The following is a 17,895-nucleotide window of genomic DNA, read 5'->3' as shown; positions in this document are numbered from 1 at the left end:
GTCTTGCCGGCCCTAATGCCCGGCGCGCTCGTCTTCGTCCAGATCGGGCGCCTGGACGGCCAGTGCCGCGAGGATCACCTCGGCGCCCGCGCGCATTTCCTCGACTGTCTCGGCATCGGGTGTGACCGACCGGGTCACCTCTTCACGCAATGAAGCCGGACAGATAGCCCAGCCGGCGCAGATGATGACCGCTGCTGCAATCCCGAACACGAACCGCATGGTTGCCTCCCCAGACCCCATTCACCGGAGAGGCTAACATTACTTCGCCGTAATGTTGAAGCAAAAAATGAGGATCAGGCGGCCTCACGGCCTAGCCGGTCGAGCAGCTTTGGCCCGCCTGCATTCTGGCGCTCCAGCCCTTCCACCGCCTTGAGCAGCAGTTTCAGGCTTTCCTGAAGGCCATTGGTGATCAGGGCTGCAGAGGCATCATTGCGCGTCAGGGCGAGTTCGAGACGGTCTGCATCGGGCAGTCTGGCCGTGGCCATGTCGATCCGTTCGGCAGCGCCCTCTACCCGGCCTGCCGCTTCGGAAATGCCCGCTTCCATGCGCTGCGCGAGGGCGTCGAGACCGGCGCGGAAGGTATCGAGCGTCCCGCCCATATCCGCGCCGTGAAAGCTGGCGGCAATTTCGCGCATATCGGCGCGGAAGGCGGCCAGCTCCTCACGCAAGGCGTCAGGGCCGTCCGCCGGGCACGGCACTGTTCCGGCTTGCGCTGGCCGATCCGCGGCCGCAGAGCCCTCGGGCATTGCGGGAATATAGGCTTCATCCTCGTTTTCGGCCGGAGTCTCTACCAGTATGGCCTGCCCGCGCGTGCCGGAATCCCCCGAACCGAACAGGGTCACTTCCAGCTCGGCCCGGACCTTTTCCATCTCGGCCATTTTCTGCGAGCCCGAAACCAGCATCCAGCGCAAAGGTCCGGTTCTGGCGGCGCGCGTTGAACGGGCATCAAACCGGGTCAGGTAGAGGCGCACGAAGCTGTCTATGTGCTCGGCCAGGGCGTCATCCTGCAGCGGATCGCGATTGGCCGGCAGGGTAAACCGCAAGGTATAGGTGTGCTCCCCGGAACGGGGCTCGAGGCGGTCGCGGCTGGTAATCAGCATGGCGGGAATCCTTCCGGCTTCACCGCCATCTCGCGCTGATTGCGTTTATGACACGTTAACCTTTCGGCGAAGACGCAGGCTGAGGCGCGCGGATACCGAAAAACAGCGCGTACAGTACGGGCGCTGCCACCAGTGTGAGAACCGTCGCAAACGCCAGCCCGCCAATGATCGTGACGGCCATGCCCTGGAAGAAGGCATCAGCGATCAGCGGCATCATGCCGAGGATGGTGGTGGCCGACGCCAGGAATACCGGGCGCAGACGGCTGACAGAGCCTTCGCGCACGGCATCGAAGGCCTCGTCACCGTTGGCAATGCGCTGGTCGAGCTCGTCCACCAGCACGATGGCGTTCTTGATCAGCATGCCCGAGAGCGAGAGGAAACCCAGAAGCGCGGTGAAGGAGAAGGCGATATTGGTAATCAGCAGGCCTGCCGTCACCCCGCAAATGCTCATCGGCACGATCGCCCAGATGATCAGTGGCTGGCGGACCTTCTGGAACAGCAGGAAACTGACGACCAGCATCACGATCAGGCTCAGGGGCAGCACCTGGCCCAGTGACTCGTTCGCCTCCTCGTTGGCCTCGATCTCCCCGCCCCATTCCACCGAATAGCCGCGCGGCAGATCGATGGAGTTGATCACGCCGGAGAAGCGTCCGAATGCCGACGCCGCGGTCTCGCCTTCGGGCGGATTGGCCTGCACCGTCAGGGTGCGCACGCGGTCACGCCGGCGGATCAGCGTGTCGCGCGCGACCAGCTCGAAGCGCTCAACCGCCTGTGTGATCGGCACATAGGTGTTCTGCGACGGGCTCCAGATCAGCCGGTCTTCCAGTGCCGACGGATTTTCGCGCTCGGCCAGCGGCGCGCGGGCGATGATCGGTATCAGCAGATCGCCCTCGCGATAGAGGCCGACGCGCGTGCCTTCGGTGGCAAAGTGCAGGGCTTCGCCGATATCCTCGCGCGTCACTCCGGTGGCCCGCGCCCGGTCGGCAGAGATGACCGGCTCCAGCATCAGCTCCCGGTTGCGCCAGCTATGACGCACATCGGCAAGGGTGCCGGTTTCGCGAAGGCGTTCGACCGCCTCCTCGCCCAGCGCGCGCAGAACGTCCGCGTCGGGTCCGGAAAAGCGCGCTTCCAGCCTGGCACCCGCAGGCGGGCCAAAGACGATGCGTTCACCACGCACGTCGGCCTCGGGCAGTGTCTCGCGGATATGGCCGACAATGCGCTCTGACAGGGCCGGAATGACATCGGTGGAGTGCGCGCGTACTACCAGCTGTCCGTAGGCGGTATTGGGCTGTTCGGACGAATAGGTCAGCATGAAGCGTGTGCCCCCGCGTCCCACAAACGTGGTCACGGCCTCGGTTTCCGCCTGCACCAGCGCAAAGCCTGCCGCATCGCGCACCGCCCGGTCTGTTGCCAGAATATCCGTCCCCTGTGGCAGCTCGATATTGACGTAAAAGAGCGGCGTATCGGAATCAGGGAAGAAGGCGGCCCGAACAAAGCCAAAACCCCAGAAGCTGACGAGCGTGATCATTATCAGTGCCATCAGGGTCAGCCAGCGCCGGCGCAGCGCTCCGGTGAGAATGGCCCGGTAGGCCGAATAGGTGCGCCCGCCATAGGGGTTGGGTTTGGAGCCGCGCTCGGACTTGAACAGGGCATAGGCGATCATCGGCGAAACGGTGATGGCCAGCAGCCAGGACAGGCCCAGCGATATGCCGATGACGGCAAACATGGAGAACATGAACTCGCCGGTGGAATCCTGCGACAGACCCATGCCCGAAAAGGCCATGATGCCGATGATCGTCGCGCCCAGCAAAGGCATCTGAGTGGTTTTCACCGCGCGCTCGGCGGCGATCTGGCGGCGTACGCCGCGCTGCACATCGATCTGCATGCTCTCGGTGACGACAATCGCATTGTCGACCAGCATGCCCATGGCGATGATCAGCGCGCCGAGCGAGATGCGCTGCATGGTGATGTCAAAAACCGACATGAAGAACAGAGTGCCCAGCACGGTGAGGAGCAGGGTGGCGCCCACGGTCACGCCGGCCCGCCAGCCCATGAACACGCACAGCATCACAATGACGATGCCCAGCGACATGGCGAGGTTGATGAGGAAGCCGCCAATCGCCTGGTCGACGACCACGTGCTGCTCGTAGATCGGGCTCAGCTCCACGCCCACGGGCAGGTCGGCCTCCAGCTGACGCAGGCGTTCTTCGACCCGCTGGCCGACATCGACAATATTGGCATCGGGCAGGGCGGCTATGCCCAGCGTGAACACGCGCTCGCCATTGTGATAGGCGTAGAAGTCCTCGCGCTCGAGCGGCGCGCGCGAGACGGCCGCGATATCGGACAGGCGTAAATCGCCAGCAGAAGCACGCGGATTGATGAGAATGTTCTCCAGCGCTTCCACACCGTCCACGCGCTGGGGAACGGTAACGCGCAACAGGCGGTCACCGGCGGGCGTTTCGCCCGCCTGTACCACGGCATTTTCATTGCTCACCGCCTGCAGGACGGCGTCAAAGGGCAGGCCCAGCCGGGCGAGCTGTTCCTGTGCGATCTCGATATAGATCCGCTCATCGGGCAGCCCTGCCACTTCCACCCGCGACACACCGCGGACGACTAGCAGTTCGCGGCGCAGATTGCGCGCCATGTCGCGCCACTCCCGGTCCGAATAGCCAGGCGCGGTTACCGCATAGAGAATGCCGTAAACATCGGCGAAATCATCGACAACCTGCGGCTGGGCGGCGCCCGGCGGCAGGCCGGCTGCGGCGTCTCCGACGCGGTTGCGCAACTCATCCCACACCTGGGGCAGTTGATGGCCGAGAATGTCATCGCGGATCGAGACCTGAATTTCCGACATGCCGGGCATGGATTTCGATGTGACCATGCGCAGCTGGCCCATCTGCTGGATGGCCGCTTCCAGAAGTTCGGTTACCTCGGCTTCCACCTCCTCTGCGGTTGCACCCGGATAGGCGGTGAAGATGATCGCTTCCTTGATGGTGAAGTCCGGGTCTTCAAGCTGGCCGACCGTGTTGAATCCCCAGATACCCCCTAGCAGGCAGGCCAGAATGATCAGCCAGCTGATTACCGGCTTCTCGATGGAGATCCGTGCCAGATTGAACGCGTCATCGGTGCGCGCAGGTTCGCCCGGCGCCTGCTGGGAAGTGTCCGTCATGGTCGTTGTCCTGCCGGTCTGAAGATTAGCGTGCGGCGCCGTTGGCCGCCATAGCGCCTGACGAGCTCATGGGCCTCACGCGCATGCCCTCGCGAAGGGCGTTGACACCGGCAGTGACGATCTGCTCGCCCGCCTGCACGCCATCCAGCACCAGTACGCTATTGCCTTCCACACGGCTTGTGCGCACCGGCCGCGCGGTGACCGCGCTGGTATCGGGGTCGAACACCCAGACCTGAAACCCGCCCTCGGGCAGGGCCGCCAGCGCCGTTACCGGGATGCGCACCGCATCACCGCCTGGCAGGCTTTCCTGGTCGAGCTGCACACGCACATTCACCGTCATGCCCGGCAGAATATTGCCGGGAAGGCTATCGGGCAGGGCGAACATCACCTTGTAGGTCTGCGACGCCGCGTCCGCTTCCGCGATCAGCTCACGGAACTGGAGTGGAAACTCGCGCTCCGCCATGAAGGGAAACCGCGCCGATATCGTATAACTGTCCGGCCGCTCCAGCGTTGCGATCAGGCTTTCGGGCACGGCAATCGCCACGCGTAGTTCGGACAGATCCTGCAGCCGGGCTACAGGCTGGCCGGCACTCAGCGTGGTGAAGTTGTCAACCAGCCTGCGGCTGAGAAGGCCGGTGAACGGCGCCTCGATAGTGGCGTAAGACAGGTTCTGGCGCATCGTGTCGAGCGCCACAGAACGCAACTCGAAGGCGGTGCGTGCATCTTCCAGTGCGGCATCCGACGCAATGCCCCGCTCATGCAGGGTCTGCTGACGTTCCAGATTGGTGCGGGCCTGCTGCAGCTGGACCCGGGCCTCGCGCAGGGCGCGCTCATAGTCCTGGTCTTCCAGGCGCGCGATCAGTGTGCCTTCCTCGACCATCTGGCCCTCCGGAATGGCAAATTCGGCCAGCCGCCCGGAAACCTGAAAGGCCAGATCCACGCTGTATCGCGCCTCGACCCGTCCGACGAACTCGCGCCGGGCAAGGCCTGTCGGGGCCGCAACAGTCTCGATGCGTGCGGTGCGCAGCGTTTCTTCAGGGGTGGCGCCAACATCGGAGCAGGCCGCCAGAAGGGCGGCGGCCAGCACGGTGGCAGTGGGGAGGAGGTAGCGCGTCTTCATGACTTGGGCTCCGAAATGAGATCGACCAGCCGGGCCTCTACGCGGGCCCGTTCATCAGGGGAAAGAAAGTCCATGCCGAGCAGGTCGGCAAAGTGCAGCCCGTCCACCGCCAGAAAGACGATCCGGGCAAGATCGGGATCAGACGCATTGGCCAGAAGGTCGTCGCGCATCTGGGTCATCAGGCCGCGGACCGGGTCCAGCAATTCGGGATGCTCGGCAGCGGCCGCCAGCAGCCCCATCATGAATTTCTGGCTATGGGGCTCTTTCTCGCAGGCGGTGCGGATAAGCGCGGACAGCTCCGAGTGGCCCTGCTCGCGGGCCTCCTTGCGTGCCAGCTCCACATCGCAGTGCACGGCATCGACGATGCGCGCCACCATGCCCTTGATGAGGTCCAGCTTGGAGGGAAAATTATAGAGCACCCCGCCTTTGGAAAACCCGCTCTCGCGGACCACGGCGTCAATGGTCAGCCGGCCGGCGCCGTCGCGTTCCACAACGCGCTCGGCGGCGTCCAGGATGACGTCGCGGGCAGAGCTTCTGGGTTCTTTGGTCGGGGCGTTGGCCACAGGCTTGTCTCGGCTGAAGGCAGTGGATTCGGCCCGTCCAGACGGCATGCTGCATTGCAACGAGGCCGGGGGAGCTTATTGTGCAGCGCATCTATACCGTCTGGACGGTTTTGCCTATTTAGCGTGCGGGGCAGGCTTGTGCAATGGGGGTTGGCGAAGTTTTTTTTACCGTCCGTGCTTCGTGACGCTTTCATGAAGATTCAGCGCGAAAACGGACCAGAAGGGCCCTTTTCTTTGCACTGACAAACGAACTGGGATATGGGCGGCGCCGAGCACGTTTGGTCCCGTAAAGGCTCTGTTGCATGGATATGGTCATTCTGGGCGTGCCGCTTCTGGCGCTCGTGGGATTCCTGTTTGCGTCGTATGCGATTGTGGCGAACGACGTCATCCAGACGCTGGGGACATTCCTCTCGTCAAACGCGAAGCGCCCCTGGCTGCTGCTCTGGGCGTTCGCGTCATCCATCATCGTGGCCGTGATGATTTACGGCTGGCTCGCCTATGATGGTGACATCGCGTTCGGCCGCCTGAACCGTATCCCTTATCCGGAGCTGGGCATTCAATGGTGGCACGTCCTGCCGCCTCTGGTCCTGCTCGTCTTGACGCGGTTCGGCATACCGGTTTCGACAACGTTCCTTGTGCTGACAATTTTCACGCTCACCGGCGGCGCCTCCACCGAAGGCGTGCTGGGCTCCATGTTGCTGAAAAGCTTTGCCGGCTATCTGGTGGCGTTCGCCGCTGGCGCCGCCGTCTTTCTGGTCATCGCGCGCTTCTTCGAGCGCTGGGTGGCGCGAACGCGCGGCCGGCCGATCTCGCCGGTCTGGTTCATCGCCCAATGGTGCTCCACCGCCTTCCTGTGGTCGCAGTGGCTAATGCAGGACCTGGCCAACATCTTCATCTTCCTGCCGCGCGAGACCGTGGTGGCTGCCGATGGCTCGGTCCAGGTCACCTTCTCGCTCGGCCTTGTTGTCTTTGCCACCTTGCTGATGGTCGCCCTGCACGGCATCATTTTCGCGACGCGCGGCGGCGAGATACAAAAAATCGTCCTTACAAAGACGAATACCGTCGATCCGCGCTCGGCCACCTTTGTCGATCTGATTTACGCCTTCATCCTGCTTTACTTCAAGGAACTCAACGACGTGCCGATGAGCACGACCTGGGTCTTCCTCGGCCTCCTGGCCGGCCGCGAGATCGCGATAACCTATGTGGCTTCCCTGCGCTCCAAGGGCGAGGCCATGTTTGACGTGGCGAGCGACATAGGCCGCGCCGGTATCGGACTTGCCGTTTCGGTGGCAATGGCGCTGGCCCTGCCCTTCATGGCGACCGGTTCAATGCCCGATATCCGCCAGCAGATTTTCGGCTCGGCTGAAACCCAAACCCGCCACGCCGGCGCCCCCGCCATCCCTGCCGGCGGGTCCGGCGCATCAGCGTATGCGCACGGCGCGCCCTGACCGGACGGGGCCGGTCCCGGTCATCAGTCGTATTCGCGGCGCCATGTCAGGGCGACGCCGGTGTCGCCGTCCGGCGCGATACGGGAGAGCAGGGTGAGATTCTGGGTCAACGCCCATTCGATGCGGGTGGTGGCCGAGGCGGAGCCGCCGCCTGTTTCAACCTCGAGATAGACATCCTCGGTCAGGTAGCGTCCGCCCGCGACAACCGTTTCGCCTGTCCGGCTGGAGCTTACCGAGAGCTGGTCGAGGCCCAGCCCGCTGCGCAGCGCTCCGAACGGGTCAAACCCGCCGCCTGATGACATGCTGGCCACGGCGCCAGCGAGCTGGGCCGCCTGGACACCCGTCAGCTGCCCGGCGCCCTGATCAAACAGGAGCCGTGACGCGATCTCGTCCTGGGGCAGGCTGGGAGTGGAGGCGAGGGTGATCTCTGGTGCGCTGACGATGCCGCCCACGCGGATTTCAGCGGTGATTTCACGGGCCTGCCGGGCGGCGACGAGATTGATGGCGGCATCCATCGGATCGCCGGAAAACACCACCGAGCCGGAGCGCATCTCGAACGGACGGCCCAGCAGATCGGCGCGTCCGCGCAACAATGTGGCGCGTCCTCTCAGCTGCACGGCGTTGGCCGGGCCACGGGCCGTGACATCCATCGACCACTCGGAATCAAACTGGGGACCGCGGACAAAAATGCGGCCCGGCGCGCGGATGCGGTAGTCCAGAACGACCTGCGGTCCTTGCCGGATGGGCGCCATGTCACTGCGCGCCCCGGCGGCATTGATGTGGGTAACCTCCACCAGCGCTATGGAGGGGCGGCTCGCCTCCGGCGGGCGCACTTCTGCGCGCGATACCCGTGTCTCGCCCCCTATCTCGATACGGTTTTCGCTGACGGTAAAGGTGACATTCCCCCCGCCGACAACGGTCAGGTCGGGACGCTCGATAATGAGAAAATCGCTGAAACGCAGCGCCGCGCGGCCTTCCAGCCGCGCTCCGGCCAGGCTGAAACTGCCATCGCCTGTCAGCTCCCCGCCATCAGCGCTCTGCGCCCGCAGGGAATCAATTTCCAGCCCGTCCTCGGCAAACCGCGCATCCAGGCGCAGCTCGCGTACCGAAATGCCGATAGCCGGATCATCAAAGCGCCCGTTTTCAAGATCCAGCCTGCCATCAAGATCGGGAGAGCCGACACTGCCGCCCAGCAGCGCCTCGAGACGGCCCGTGCCTGACAGGCTCTGCCCTTCGGCAAGCCGGAAGGCCGCCAGTGTACCGATCTCGCCGGTAATGTCGGCGCGCCCTCGCAGCCCGGTTTCAGGTGACATAAGGCTGTCCGCGCCGGTAACAGGGCCGGAGAGCAATTGCACGCTGGCTGTGGCCTGAAGATCGGACCCGCGCGCCCGCGCTTCCAGCTGCGCTCCGGTCTCGTCCAGCATCATGGCGAGCGTGCCGGTTATGGCGATCTCGCCGCCTTCGGGCAGCTGGCTTTCCGGTGGCGAGATATTTTCGGCCTCCAGCCGCACATTACCCGTCCAGGCTCCTGCGGTCCGGGACAGGTTCGCCTCGCCGGACAAGGAGCCGCTGACCGGCTCGCGGCCGGAAGGATAGCTTGCCAGCATGGCCGGAATACCAGCGGCATCGAGCCTGATCTCCATCCCGCCATCATTGGCGTCCAGCTGCGCCTCCAGCGTGCCCCGGTTCAGCCCCAGCGAAAGACGCGCCAGCATGCCGTCAGGTCCGAAGCGGATATCGGCAGGCTCGCGCGTGGCTATGCGCACGCCGCCATAGCGGCCGATAAGCGAAAATCCGAGCGCAGTTGCGGCATCCGCGGAGCGTAAGTGCCCGTCCATCGACACAAGGGCGCGCGCGCCGTACGCCCCTTCGGCTTCCAGGGTGAAGGCAATATCGTCCACCGGGCCTGCAGCATCAAACGCCAGCCGGTCGAGATAGGTCAGGTCCTCACCCACCATGTCCTCGGCCCGGATACGTGCCGTGACATTGCCGTCTGCCAGCCGGAAGCCGATTTCAGCCGAGCCGAAACCGTTGACCGGTACAGCACGCAGCGCGCCGCCGACCCGGCTGCCTTCGGCCTGCAGCCCCCCGGTGAAATTGAACCCGCCAAACCGGCCTTCAATCCCGGTGAGGTCCGCCCTTTCACCGTCCCGGGAGGCCCGCCCGCCAATATCGACCGGGCCGGTGCCCGTAGCGCCGGTTAGCCGCCAGGCGCCGTCGAATGCGTCTGGCGGCCCCTCGCCTTCCAGGCGCAGCCGTGCATCCTCGACGACCACCGGACCGGCCCCGGCGCGCGGCGCCGTCATGTCCGCGCGGATGCGCAGCGTTTCGTCGCGATTCCGCGCTTCAAAGGCGAGGCTAGCCGTTCCCTCCAGCACCATGGCCGCCAGCGGCGCACCACCCGACCAGGCAGCTTGCCCGGCGATGTCCCAGCCTTGCGCGTCGCTATTGCCTTGCGCCTCGGCCACCAGGTTGGGGGCTTCAATCTCGACCATCTCCAGAGCCAGGGCGCCGTCTGCGCGCCGTTCTCCGCGGGCGTTGAAGCGGGCTTCCCCGCCTATGCGGTTGCCCAGTTCGCGCCCCAGACCCTGAGCCCTGCCGCTGGCGGCGAACCGGCCCGTTCCGTCAAATCCAAGCGATAACTCGGCTGTGCCCGATGCCCGTCCCGATAATTGCTCTGTCAGGCGCTCAATAGCGAGACCCTCATAGCGCAGGGAAAGGGCGATGCGTTCAGCGCGCGTATCCACCCTGCCGCGGCCCGACACGGCGAGGTTGCCAGCGCCGCTCAGCTGCGCGGAGACGATCTCCAGCTGGCGCTGCTCATTGTTCCAGACCAGCTCGGACTGAAGAACGGGTTGCGGCCCGGCCAGCGTCTGGACGACCTCCAGCTCCATGGTGCTGCCTGCGGTCTGAAGCGATGACACCACGCGGATCATGCCAAGCGGGCCTTCGGCGCGTACCGGCCCTGTTGCCCGTTCGATGGACCCGAAGGGCAGGCTTATCCTTTCCGCGCCAATCCTGCCTTCAAATACAAGCGGGCTGTCCCCGCTGGCCGGTGTGAGAAGCCCTTCCGCCGCGAGCGAGGCAAGCTGCACGGTCTCCGGCAGCAGCGCGTTGACCAGGCCCGCCGCCTCGCGCACCTGAATGGCAATCCCCTCGGCCTGGCGCGCGGCGGTCAGTGACAGGCGGGGCGCGCGGATTTCGCCGGATACCGCGTCAAGCTGCGGCGCGGTAATGCCAGCCTCGCCGAGCGGGATCACGATGGCGAACTCCATGCCACCGCCCACCAATGTGTCGATCTGTGCGAAATTCTCCCAGGCGCGCGCGCTCACCTCGCCGGTTGTTGTCAGCGTGCCCCCGGCCCATTCCAGCGTGCTGGTGCCGGCGCGGGTATCGCCGATGAACAATACCATATCGCCGCCGCCTGCCTGCGGTGTGCCGTCCACGTTCAGACGCGCCGTCGCACCTTGCTCCGCCGCTTGCAGCAGGTTCGCCAGCGGTCCGCCCGGCGCAGCATCAATATCCGCGCGCAGCGTTATGTCGCTGTCAGTGACGAGCGACACAGACACCCGGTCGCCGGGCGCATCAATCCGGTCAGCGTCCAGCTGCGCGTTCCACTGCGCTCCCTGCCCGGCTGCACGGCCGAGAACCGAAATAGTGGCGGCGCCGCCCGCCACACCTTCCGCCAGCGACAGCGCATTTATCTCGAAACGCTCCAGATTCACGGCGAGGTCTGGCAAACCGCCCCCGCCGGGCGCCTGTTCCTCGCGAACGGGCCGGCGCAGCACGCTGGCCCGCTGCACCGACAGCTCGCCAATGTCGAGCGTGTTCGCGAGAAGCGCGGCCGGTGTCCACTCAAACACCGCTTCTTCCAGCTCCAGCCAGACCCCCTCCTCATCCGACAGGGTGATGCGCCGGGCCGTCAGCCGGTCAAACAGATTGCCCTCAAGACCGGAAATGGTCAGCCGGCCATAGCCTGCCACCTGCCGTCCCTCTGCCAGCCTTACAACAAGGTCGCGGCCTGTCTGGCCGGTCAGGGTGACGACCGCAATGCCCGCCGTGACGACGGCCAGCAGCGTGAGAATGCCCAGCGTCCAGGCCAGGATCAGGGCGATCAGCCGTATGCGTAAGGACGACACTACCGGCATCAGAAAGCCTGCCCGATACTGATATAGAGATGCACCGGGGCATCGCCCGGACGGCGGTTCAGCGGCGCCGCGATATCCACGCGCAACGGGCCAAAGCCCGGATAATAGCGGACGCCGGCCCCGACGCCGAAGCGCATATCGTCAAATTCCGGCTCGATACTGCTGCTGGCCACGCCGCCATCGACAAAGCCGACAAAGCCAAGCCGCTGCGAATAGCGCCAGCGGGCCTCGACGCTGGTTTCCACCAGCGAGCGCCCGCCAAACGGTTCAAGCTCGCCTGTATTGATGCCGATAACCCGGGGCGACAGCGCCTGATAGCCATAGCCGCGCACCGATCCGCCGCCGCCCGCATAAAACCTCAGATCAGCAGGGACAGACTGCGCATCCACGCCAAACAGGGCACCCACCCGCCCGCGCACGGCAAACAGCAAGCGCTCGCTTACCGGAAAGTATGTACGCGCCCCCAGGACGGCGCGCACATACCGGCTTTCGGTATCGCCGAATGTCAGGCCGGGCCGGATTTCCAGCTCGGCCCCGATACCCGATTGCGGATCGAGAACATCGTCGCGGTTATCATAGGCAAGACTGACCGGGAAGGTTACCGAGTTCAGCGTGCGCTGACCGGCTGCATCCGTGATCCGGGCGATCTGCGCCGACAGGCCTGCCGATGCAAACAGCTGATCGGTGACGGGCCGCGACAGTGTGGCACGTGCGCTGATGGAATCCTGTTCAAAGGCGTCTGTATTTTCCAGCGCCACTCCGGTGCCGATTTCCAGTGTCTGCGCAAACCGGCGCCAGTGCGGAAAGAGCAAGGCGGCCTCGCCGCCCGTATTGAGCTCTGACGCGCGCCCGGTCAGTGTCAGTGTCTCGTCGCGCCGGAACAGATTCCGGCGGGCCCATTCGGCCCCGGCTCCGGCGCCTTCTGTGGTGGCATAGCGCGCCGAAAGCTGGATGCGGTGACGCGGTGTGGGTTCCATACGCACATCGACTGGGCGGATATTGTCCGAGCCTTCCCCTTCCGGTGCCAGCCGGGCTTCTGCCAGCGCCACGCTGTCGAGCGCCTGCAGGCGCTGTGTGTAGACATTGAGCTGGCGCGCACTGACCGGATCACCGGCATTGAAGGGCGCAAGGCTGGCCACATAATCCTCGCGAATATCGGCCAGGCCGCCGGCGAGCTGCGGACGGCCGAAGCGCAGGAACGGACCGGTGTCGAACCGCATCTCCACGCTGACCGATGCATCCAGATGATCGGCCGTGAATACATGCTCGCCTGCGCGGGCGAGCGGCCAGCCATTATTGCGCAGCGCCTCCACGACAGCCGCTTCCGCATCGATAACGTCCTGCGAACGCATGGGTTGGCCGGTGTGCAGACCGGCTGCGGCCCGGATGTCCTCGCCCGGGCGCGCACTGTTCGCGGGCGTCTCGAACAGAATGTCGAGCGTACTGATGGTGAAGCGTTCGCCCGGACGGACCCGTACCAGGGGGCGCTGATCGTCATCGAGCCGCGGGTCAATGAGCGCGGCAAAATAGCCCTGCGAGTCCAGATAACGCCGTATCTGCTCTCCGGCATCGCGGGCCCGCTCCCGGTTGCGCCAGCGATTGTCGGAATGGGATGGCGCTTCGCCGACAATGCGGGCAATGGCCGCGTTCAGCGCCGGGTCGTCCACACCTTCGACGCGCGCCAGCGGCACGGCCGACGCCGAAGCGCCAGCCAGTACAAGCGCGCTTGCCGCAAGAAGAATGTGCCGCCGCATGGGGAAGACTGCTCTCAACTCATCATTCCGTTTCGCGTCCCCCCAATACTGGCCATCATATGGCCTCAACGGGTGAGCGTCATCACCGGTTGCAGCCTGGCGGCCATTGGCGCAGGCGCACACAAGCTGAACAGAATTTCATGTGGGTGCGGCGCCGCGCCCACTGTGCAAATGCAGCGAAGGCGCTAGGTTAAGCCCAACCGGCGAGGGCGGACAGTCACCATGAACGATGACCGGCAGGATCTTCACGAGGAGCGCAGCTGGCTTGGCTGGGTGCAGCTGGCCATCATCGTTGGAATAATCATTCTGTCGCTGGCACTGACGGCCTGGCTGGCTGCCAGCAGTTCGGCCCCGGCGTCAGGCGGCAATGGCGCTGAGGCCTCCGCCGCCCCTGTAGAGGTCGTGCGCCCCCGGGTTCAGGCTCACAGCGTGCGGGTAAATACCACCGGGACTGTGCGTGCCCGGGCCATCGTCGCCCTGACGCCCGAAGTCGGCGGTCAGGTGGTGGAGGTTTCACCCTCGGCCCGCACTGGCGCGCGGTTTGAAGCCGGTGAAACGCTCGCAGTCATTGATCCGCGCAATTACCGCCTTGCCGTGGACCGCGCCGGCGCAGCCTATGCCGATGCGCAGAGCGCCCTGCAGCGTCTGGAAGCCGAGGCAACCCTTGCCCGCGAGGAATGGGAGGCGCTTTATCCGGGCGAGCCCATCGCGCCGCTGACCGCGCTGGAGCCCCAGCTTGAGGCGGCCCGCGCCCGGGTCACATCCACGCGCGCCGATCTGGAGCAGGCCCGGCTCAATCTTGACCGCACGCGCCTGCGCCTGCCGTTTGACGGGCGCATTGCCGATGCGCGCATCGAGCTCGGCCAGACACTTGGCGCCGGTCAGCCCTATGGCGAGGCCTATGCCATTGATGCGCTGGAAATTGCCGTGCCGCTGAGCCCGGAAGAGCTGGCCCGCATTGCGCCCGCTACCGGGCGCACGGTCCGGCTGAGTTTCGAGGCGGGCGCCGCGCCTGACATGACGGGCACAATTGTGCGCGAGGGCGCGCGTCTGGAGGACAGGTCACGCCTGATCACGGTTTTCGTCCTGCCGGACGAGCCCGGGAATTTGCGCCCGGGTCTGTTTGCCAATGTTTCGATTGAGGGTGCCAGCCTGCCCGAGGCCGTCAGCTTGCCTGCTTCGGCGCTGGCCGGATTGTCTGAAGTGCGCACCGTGCGCGGCGGTCGGATCGTTCCGGTAGAGATCACCGTGCTCGATCGCTCCGGCGGCAGGGTGTTTGCGGCCCCGTTTGACGCCGGTGAGGGCGTTATCGTCTCGCCCTTGCCCGAAGCGGTTCTGGCCGGCCCGGTCACCATCATGGCGGAGCGGGAGAATTGAGCGGCGCGCGCCCCTCCGGTTCGCCGGACACGCCCGCAGACCAGGGCCTGCCCGGCGCGGGCCTGATCCGCTGGTTTGCCGACAACCCCGTAGCGGCCAACCTGGTGATGATCCTGCTCCTGCTCAGCGGGGCGATCAGCGCGGCGACCATGCGCACCGAAGTGTTTCCCGCCTTCACCCCGCGTACGATTATCGTCTCGGTGCTCTATCCCGGTGCGACGCCTGAAGACGTGGAGCAATCCATAACGCGGCGTGTGGAAGAGGCCGTGATCGGCCTTGATGGCGTACGCGAAGTGCGCGCCACGGCATCGGAGAATGTCGGCACGGTAACGATCGAGATCAGCGAATTTGCCAATCCGCGCATTGTACGCGACGACGTACAGACGGCGGTGGACTCGCTGGTGAGCTTTCCGCCCGCCGATGCCGAGCAGCCGCAGATACGCATCCCCCAGCCAACGACGAACGTGCTCACCCTGGTACTCAGCGGCCCGGTCAGTGAGGGGGTTTTGCGCCGCGCTGCCGAGCAGGTCGAGCGCGATCTGATGGCGGTAAACGGCATCTCCACCGTGCAGTTGCGCGGGGTGCGCCCCTACGAGATCGCGATTTCCGTGTCCGAAGACGCGCTGCGCGCCTATGGCCTGACCTTTGGTGACGTTGCACAGGCCTTGCGCGCCGCCTCGATAGATCTGTCCGGCGGGCAGATACGCACAGGGGCCGGGGATTTTCTCCTGCGCACCAATGCGCGAGCGGAAACCGGCGAGGCCTTCGAGGAGATTATCCTGCGGGCGCAGCCTGACGGATCGCGTATCCGGGTGCGTGATGTGGCAACGGTTACGGACGGATTTTCAGAAGATCCGCTCATCAGCCTGTTCAACGGCCAGCCAGCCGCCCTTGTTGATGTGCAGCTGCGCGGCAATGAGGACCTTCTGCGGGTGCGGGCGCGGGCCATCGACTATGTGGATCAGGCGGTATTGCCGCCGGGCGTGTCGCTGAGCGTCGCCAGTGACCAGAGCCAGGTTTTCCGTGACCGCGTCTCGCTGCTGGCGCGCAATGCCATTCTGGGCTTCACCCTGGTCTTCCTGCTTCTGGTCCTGCTGCTGGATTTGCGCCTGGCCTTCTGGGTGGCGCTGGGCGTGCCGATTGCCTTTCTGGGGGGCTTTACCCTGTTTGGCGCGGCCGGGGTGACGCTCAATTTCATCACCACGTTCGGCCTCATTATCGTGCTGGGTATCGTGGTCGATGCCGCCATTGTGGTCGGCGAAAACACCGACCGGGAACGCATGAAGGGCCGTTCCAACAAGGACGCAGCCATTGCCGGGGTCACCGGCGTGGCCGCGCCCGTGCTGGTCGGGGTGCTGACCACCGTCGCCGCCTTCGGCCCGCTGGTGTTCATCACCGGCACGTTCGGGGAAATCACCCGGCCCATCCCCATACTGGTGATTTCCATCCTCATCGTCTCGCTGATTGTCGCCTTCTTCGTCCTGCCGACCCAGCTCGCAGGCGGCTCCACCTGGTCGCGCGGCCCCATGCGTTCCATCCAGAACTGGGTGGACGGCTATGTCGCCGGGTTTGCGGACAATGTGCTGCGCGGCTGGACACGCTTTGCCGGCCGGATGCGCTATCTCGTGGCCGTTGCAGGCTTTTGTATCCTGATTGCCTGCTTCACCTTGCTGGGTACCGGCACGGTGCGCTTCGTCTTCTTTCCCAATATCGAGGCCGATTCCATCACGGCCAGCCTTGTTCTGCCTACCGGCGCCCCCTTCGAGGCGACGAACGCCGCCGCGCGGCGCATGCTGGACGAGGCAGAGGCCATGCAGGCGGAATATGCAGAGCGTGGCGCGCCGGTATTTGAGTCCATTTCCGCGGTGATTGGCGGGCAAACGAGCCTGTTCGGCGGTCCAGGCTCGGTCAGCTCCACCTCGATCGCCTCCCATGTCGCCCAGATCGAGATACGCCTTGTTCCCTCCTCACAGCGCCGCCTCTCCTCGACCGAGCTCGAACGCGAATGGCGCACCCGCATCGGCCAGCTGGCCGGGGTGGAGCGCCTGACCTTCACCGCCTCTGCCGGGCCGCAAAACCCCGATATCGCCTACCAGCTCTCCCATCCCGACAACGAAACGCTGGAGCAGGCGGTAAACCGGCTCGTTGCCGGCTTGCGCGATATCGACGCCGTGAGCGGCATTGACGGGGGTTATGAGCTGGGCAAGCGCCAGCTGAACTTTGCGCTGACTCCGGCTGGTGATGCAGCAGGCCTTCGCGCGGCCGATATCGCCCGTCAGGCCCGTCAGGGCTTTTTCGGCGAGGAGGTCCAGCGGATACAGCGCGGCAGCGAGGAAGTGCAGGTCTTTGTTCGTTATCCGCAAGGAGAGCGCACCAGCCTCGATGATCTGTCGCAATTTCGTGTGCGCGCGCCGGATGGGACGGCCATACCCTTGAGCGTGGCGGCCGATATCACCGAAACGCGGTCTTTGACGGCCATTGACTCGGTGGATGGCCGCCGGGTCATCGAGGTGACGGCCGATGTCGACCGGGCCATCCTGACGCCGGACGATGCGCGCGCGATTGTCGAAAACCGCCTTCTGGCCGACCTTGTAGCCGAGTTTCCGCAGCTGCGCTGGGAGCTGTCTGGCGCGGGCCGTGACCAGGCCGAGGATTTTGCCTCCATCGGGCAAGGCTTCCTGTTTGCCATCATCATCATGTACGCCCTGCTGGCGACGCAGCTGGGCAGCTATGTGCAGCCGCTGGTCATTCTGATTGCCATTCCCTTCGGTATTGGCGGGGCGATTTTCGGCCATTTCCTGATGGGGTATGACGTGTCCTTCCCCTCCCTGTTCGGCATGGTTGCGCTCTCCGGCGTGGTGGTAAACGCCTCAATCGTGCTGATGGACCGCTACAACATGAATGTCGGGCGAGGCTATACGCCGGCGGAAGCGATTTCGGAGGCCACCTCCCGGCGCTTCCGCCCCATCCTCATCACCACGCTGACCACCGCTTTCGGCCTGTTGCCGATCATGCTGGAGACCAGCCCGCAGGCGCAATTCCTGGTGCCGATGACCATTTCGCTGGGTATCGGCCTGCTCTTCGCCTCAGCCCTCATCCTCCTGCTCTTGCCAGCCTATGTGCTTATTGTGGAGGATTTGCGCGGGGTGAGGGTGCGCGAGGTCCAGCCCCAGGCCGAACCTGCCGAATAGAGGCTGCACGCACCACCCGGCTTGA

The 17,895-nt window shown here is 65.1% G+C and carries 10 protein-coding genes; 3 read left to right on the top strand and 7 right to left on the bottom strand.

What is annotated here, in order from left to right; genetic code table 11:
• Window positions 1-12 precede the first annotated feature (12 nt).
• From IEV75_RS04690 to IEV75_RS04670, 5 genes are all read right to left on the bottom strand, one after another.
• Window positions 13-219, bottom strand: coding sequence for a hypothetical protein (locus tag IEV75_RS04690; RefSeq protein ID WP_188451394.1), 207 nt, complete (start codon window positions 217-219; stop codon window positions 13-15).
• A gap of 74 nt (window positions 220-293) precedes the next feature.
• Window positions 294-1,100, bottom strand: a complete 807-nt coding sequence (locus IEV75_RS04685; protein ID WP_188451393.1) for a hypothetical protein — start codon at window positions 1,098-1,100, stop codon at window positions 294-296.
• 55 nt (window positions 1,101-1,155) lie between these two features.
• Window positions 1,156-4,269: an efflux RND transporter permease subunit gene (locus IEV75_RS04680; RefSeq protein ID WP_188451392.1), complete on the bottom strand. Its 3,114-nt coding sequence runs from the start codon at window positions 4,267-4,269 to the stop codon at window positions 1,156-1,158.
• Window positions 4,270-4,294: 25 nt separating this feature from the next.
• Window positions 4,295-5,389 (bottom strand): efflux RND transporter periplasmic adaptor subunit, encoded by a 1,095-nt coding sequence (locus IEV75_RS04675; RefSeq protein WP_188451391.1) that lies wholly within the window; start codon window positions 5,387-5,389, stop codon window positions 4,295-4,297.
• Window positions 5,386-5,952, bottom strand: coding sequence for a TetR/AcrR family transcriptional regulator (locus IEV75_RS04670; protein WP_188451390.1), 567 nt, complete (start codon window positions 5,950-5,952; stop codon window positions 5,386-5,388). The genes IEV75_RS04675 and IEV75_RS04670 overlap by 4 nt, the downstream gene beginning before the upstream one ends.
• 302 nt (window positions 5,953-6,254) lie before the next feature.
• Between IEV75_RS04670 and IEV75_RS04665 the strand changes: the two genes are divergently transcribed.
• Window positions 6,255-7,400 carry a hypothetical protein gene (locus tag IEV75_RS04665; protein WP_233351747.1) on the top strand — a complete coding sequence of 382 codons (1,146 nt, stop codon included), beginning with the start codon at window positions 6,255-6,257 and terminating at the stop codon, window positions 7,398-7,400.
• Window positions 7,401-7,423: 23 nt separating this feature from the next.
• Here IEV75_RS04665 and IEV75_RS04660 read toward each other — a convergent pair whose 3' ends face one another.
• Together IEV75_RS04660 and IEV75_RS04655 are read right to left on the bottom strand one after the other, a co-directional pair.
• On the bottom strand, window positions 7,424-11,548 hold the full coding sequence (locus IEV75_RS04660) for a translocation/assembly module TamB domain-containing protein (protein WP_188451389.1): 4,125 nt from the start codon (window positions 11,546-11,548) through the stop codon (window positions 7,424-7,426).
• The gene (locus IEV75_RS04655; RefSeq protein WP_188451388.1) at window positions 11,548-13,302 is read right to left on the bottom strand and encodes an autotransporter assembly complex protein TamA; all 1,755 of its coding nucleotides are present in this window, start codon (window positions 13,300-13,302) and stop codon (window positions 11,548-11,550) included. Before IEV75_RS04655 ends, IEV75_RS04660 begins: the two co-directional genes overlap by 1 nt.
• A gap of 222 nt (window positions 13,303-13,524) precedes the next feature.
• Between IEV75_RS04655 and IEV75_RS04650 the strand changes: the two genes are divergently transcribed.
• Window positions 13,525-14,679 (top strand): efflux RND transporter periplasmic adaptor subunit, encoded by a 1,155-nt coding sequence (locus IEV75_RS04650; RefSeq protein ID WP_188451387.1) that lies wholly within the window; start codon window positions 13,525-13,527, stop codon window positions 14,677-14,679.
• Window positions 14,676-17,870 (top strand): efflux RND transporter permease subunit, encoded by a 3,195-nt coding sequence (locus IEV75_RS04645; RefSeq protein WP_233351746.1) that lies wholly within the window; start codon window positions 14,676-14,678, stop codon window positions 17,868-17,870. Before IEV75_RS04650 ends, IEV75_RS04645 begins: the two co-directional genes overlap by 4 nt.
• The last annotated feature ends 25 nt before the right edge of the window (window positions 17,871-17,895 follow it).

The sequence above is a fragment of the Glycocaulis albus genome (assembly GCF_014639075.1).
In the GTDB taxonomy this organism is placed as follows: domain Bacteria; phylum Pseudomonadota; class Alphaproteobacteria; order Caulobacterales; family Maricaulaceae; genus Glycocaulis; species Glycocaulis albus.
The sequence above is the reverse complement of the archived record's forward strand: the minus strand, read 5'-3'. Positions and strand labels throughout refer to the sequence as shown.

Bases quoted from the DNA above. Each gene is read 5' to 3' on its own strand.
- IEV75_RS04655 (WP_188451388.1), bottom strand. From the start codon at position 13,302: ATGCGGCGGCACATTCTTCTTGCGGCAAGCGCGCTTGTACTGGCTGGC.
- IEV75_RS04665 (WP_233351747.1), top strand. From the start codon at position 6,255: ATGGATATGGTCATTCTGGGCGTGCCGCTTCTGGCGCTCGTGGGATTC.
- IEV75_RS04680 (WP_188451392.1), bottom strand. From the start codon at position 4,269: ATGACGGACACTTCCCAGCAGGCGCCGGGCGAACCTGCGCGCACCGAT.
- IEV75_RS04650 (WP_188451387.1), top strand. From the start codon at position 13,525: ATGAACGATGACCGGCAGGATCTTCACGAGGAGCGCAGCTGGCTTGGC.
- IEV75_RS04690 (WP_188451394.1), bottom strand. From the start codon at position 219: ATGCGGTTCGTGTTCGGGATTGCAGCAGCGGTCATCATCTGCGCCGGC.
- IEV75_RS04660 (WP_188451389.1), bottom strand. From the start codon at position 11,548: ATGCCGGTAGTGTCGTCCTTACGCATACGGCTGATCGCCCTGATCCTG.
- IEV75_RS04675 (WP_188451391.1), bottom strand. From the start codon at position 5,389: ATGAAGACGCGCTACCTCCTCCCCACTGCCACCGTGCTGGCCGCCGCC.
- IEV75_RS04685 (WP_188451393.1), bottom strand. From the start codon at position 1,100: ATGCTGATTACCAGCCGCGACCGCCTCGAGCCCCGTTCCGGGGAGCAC.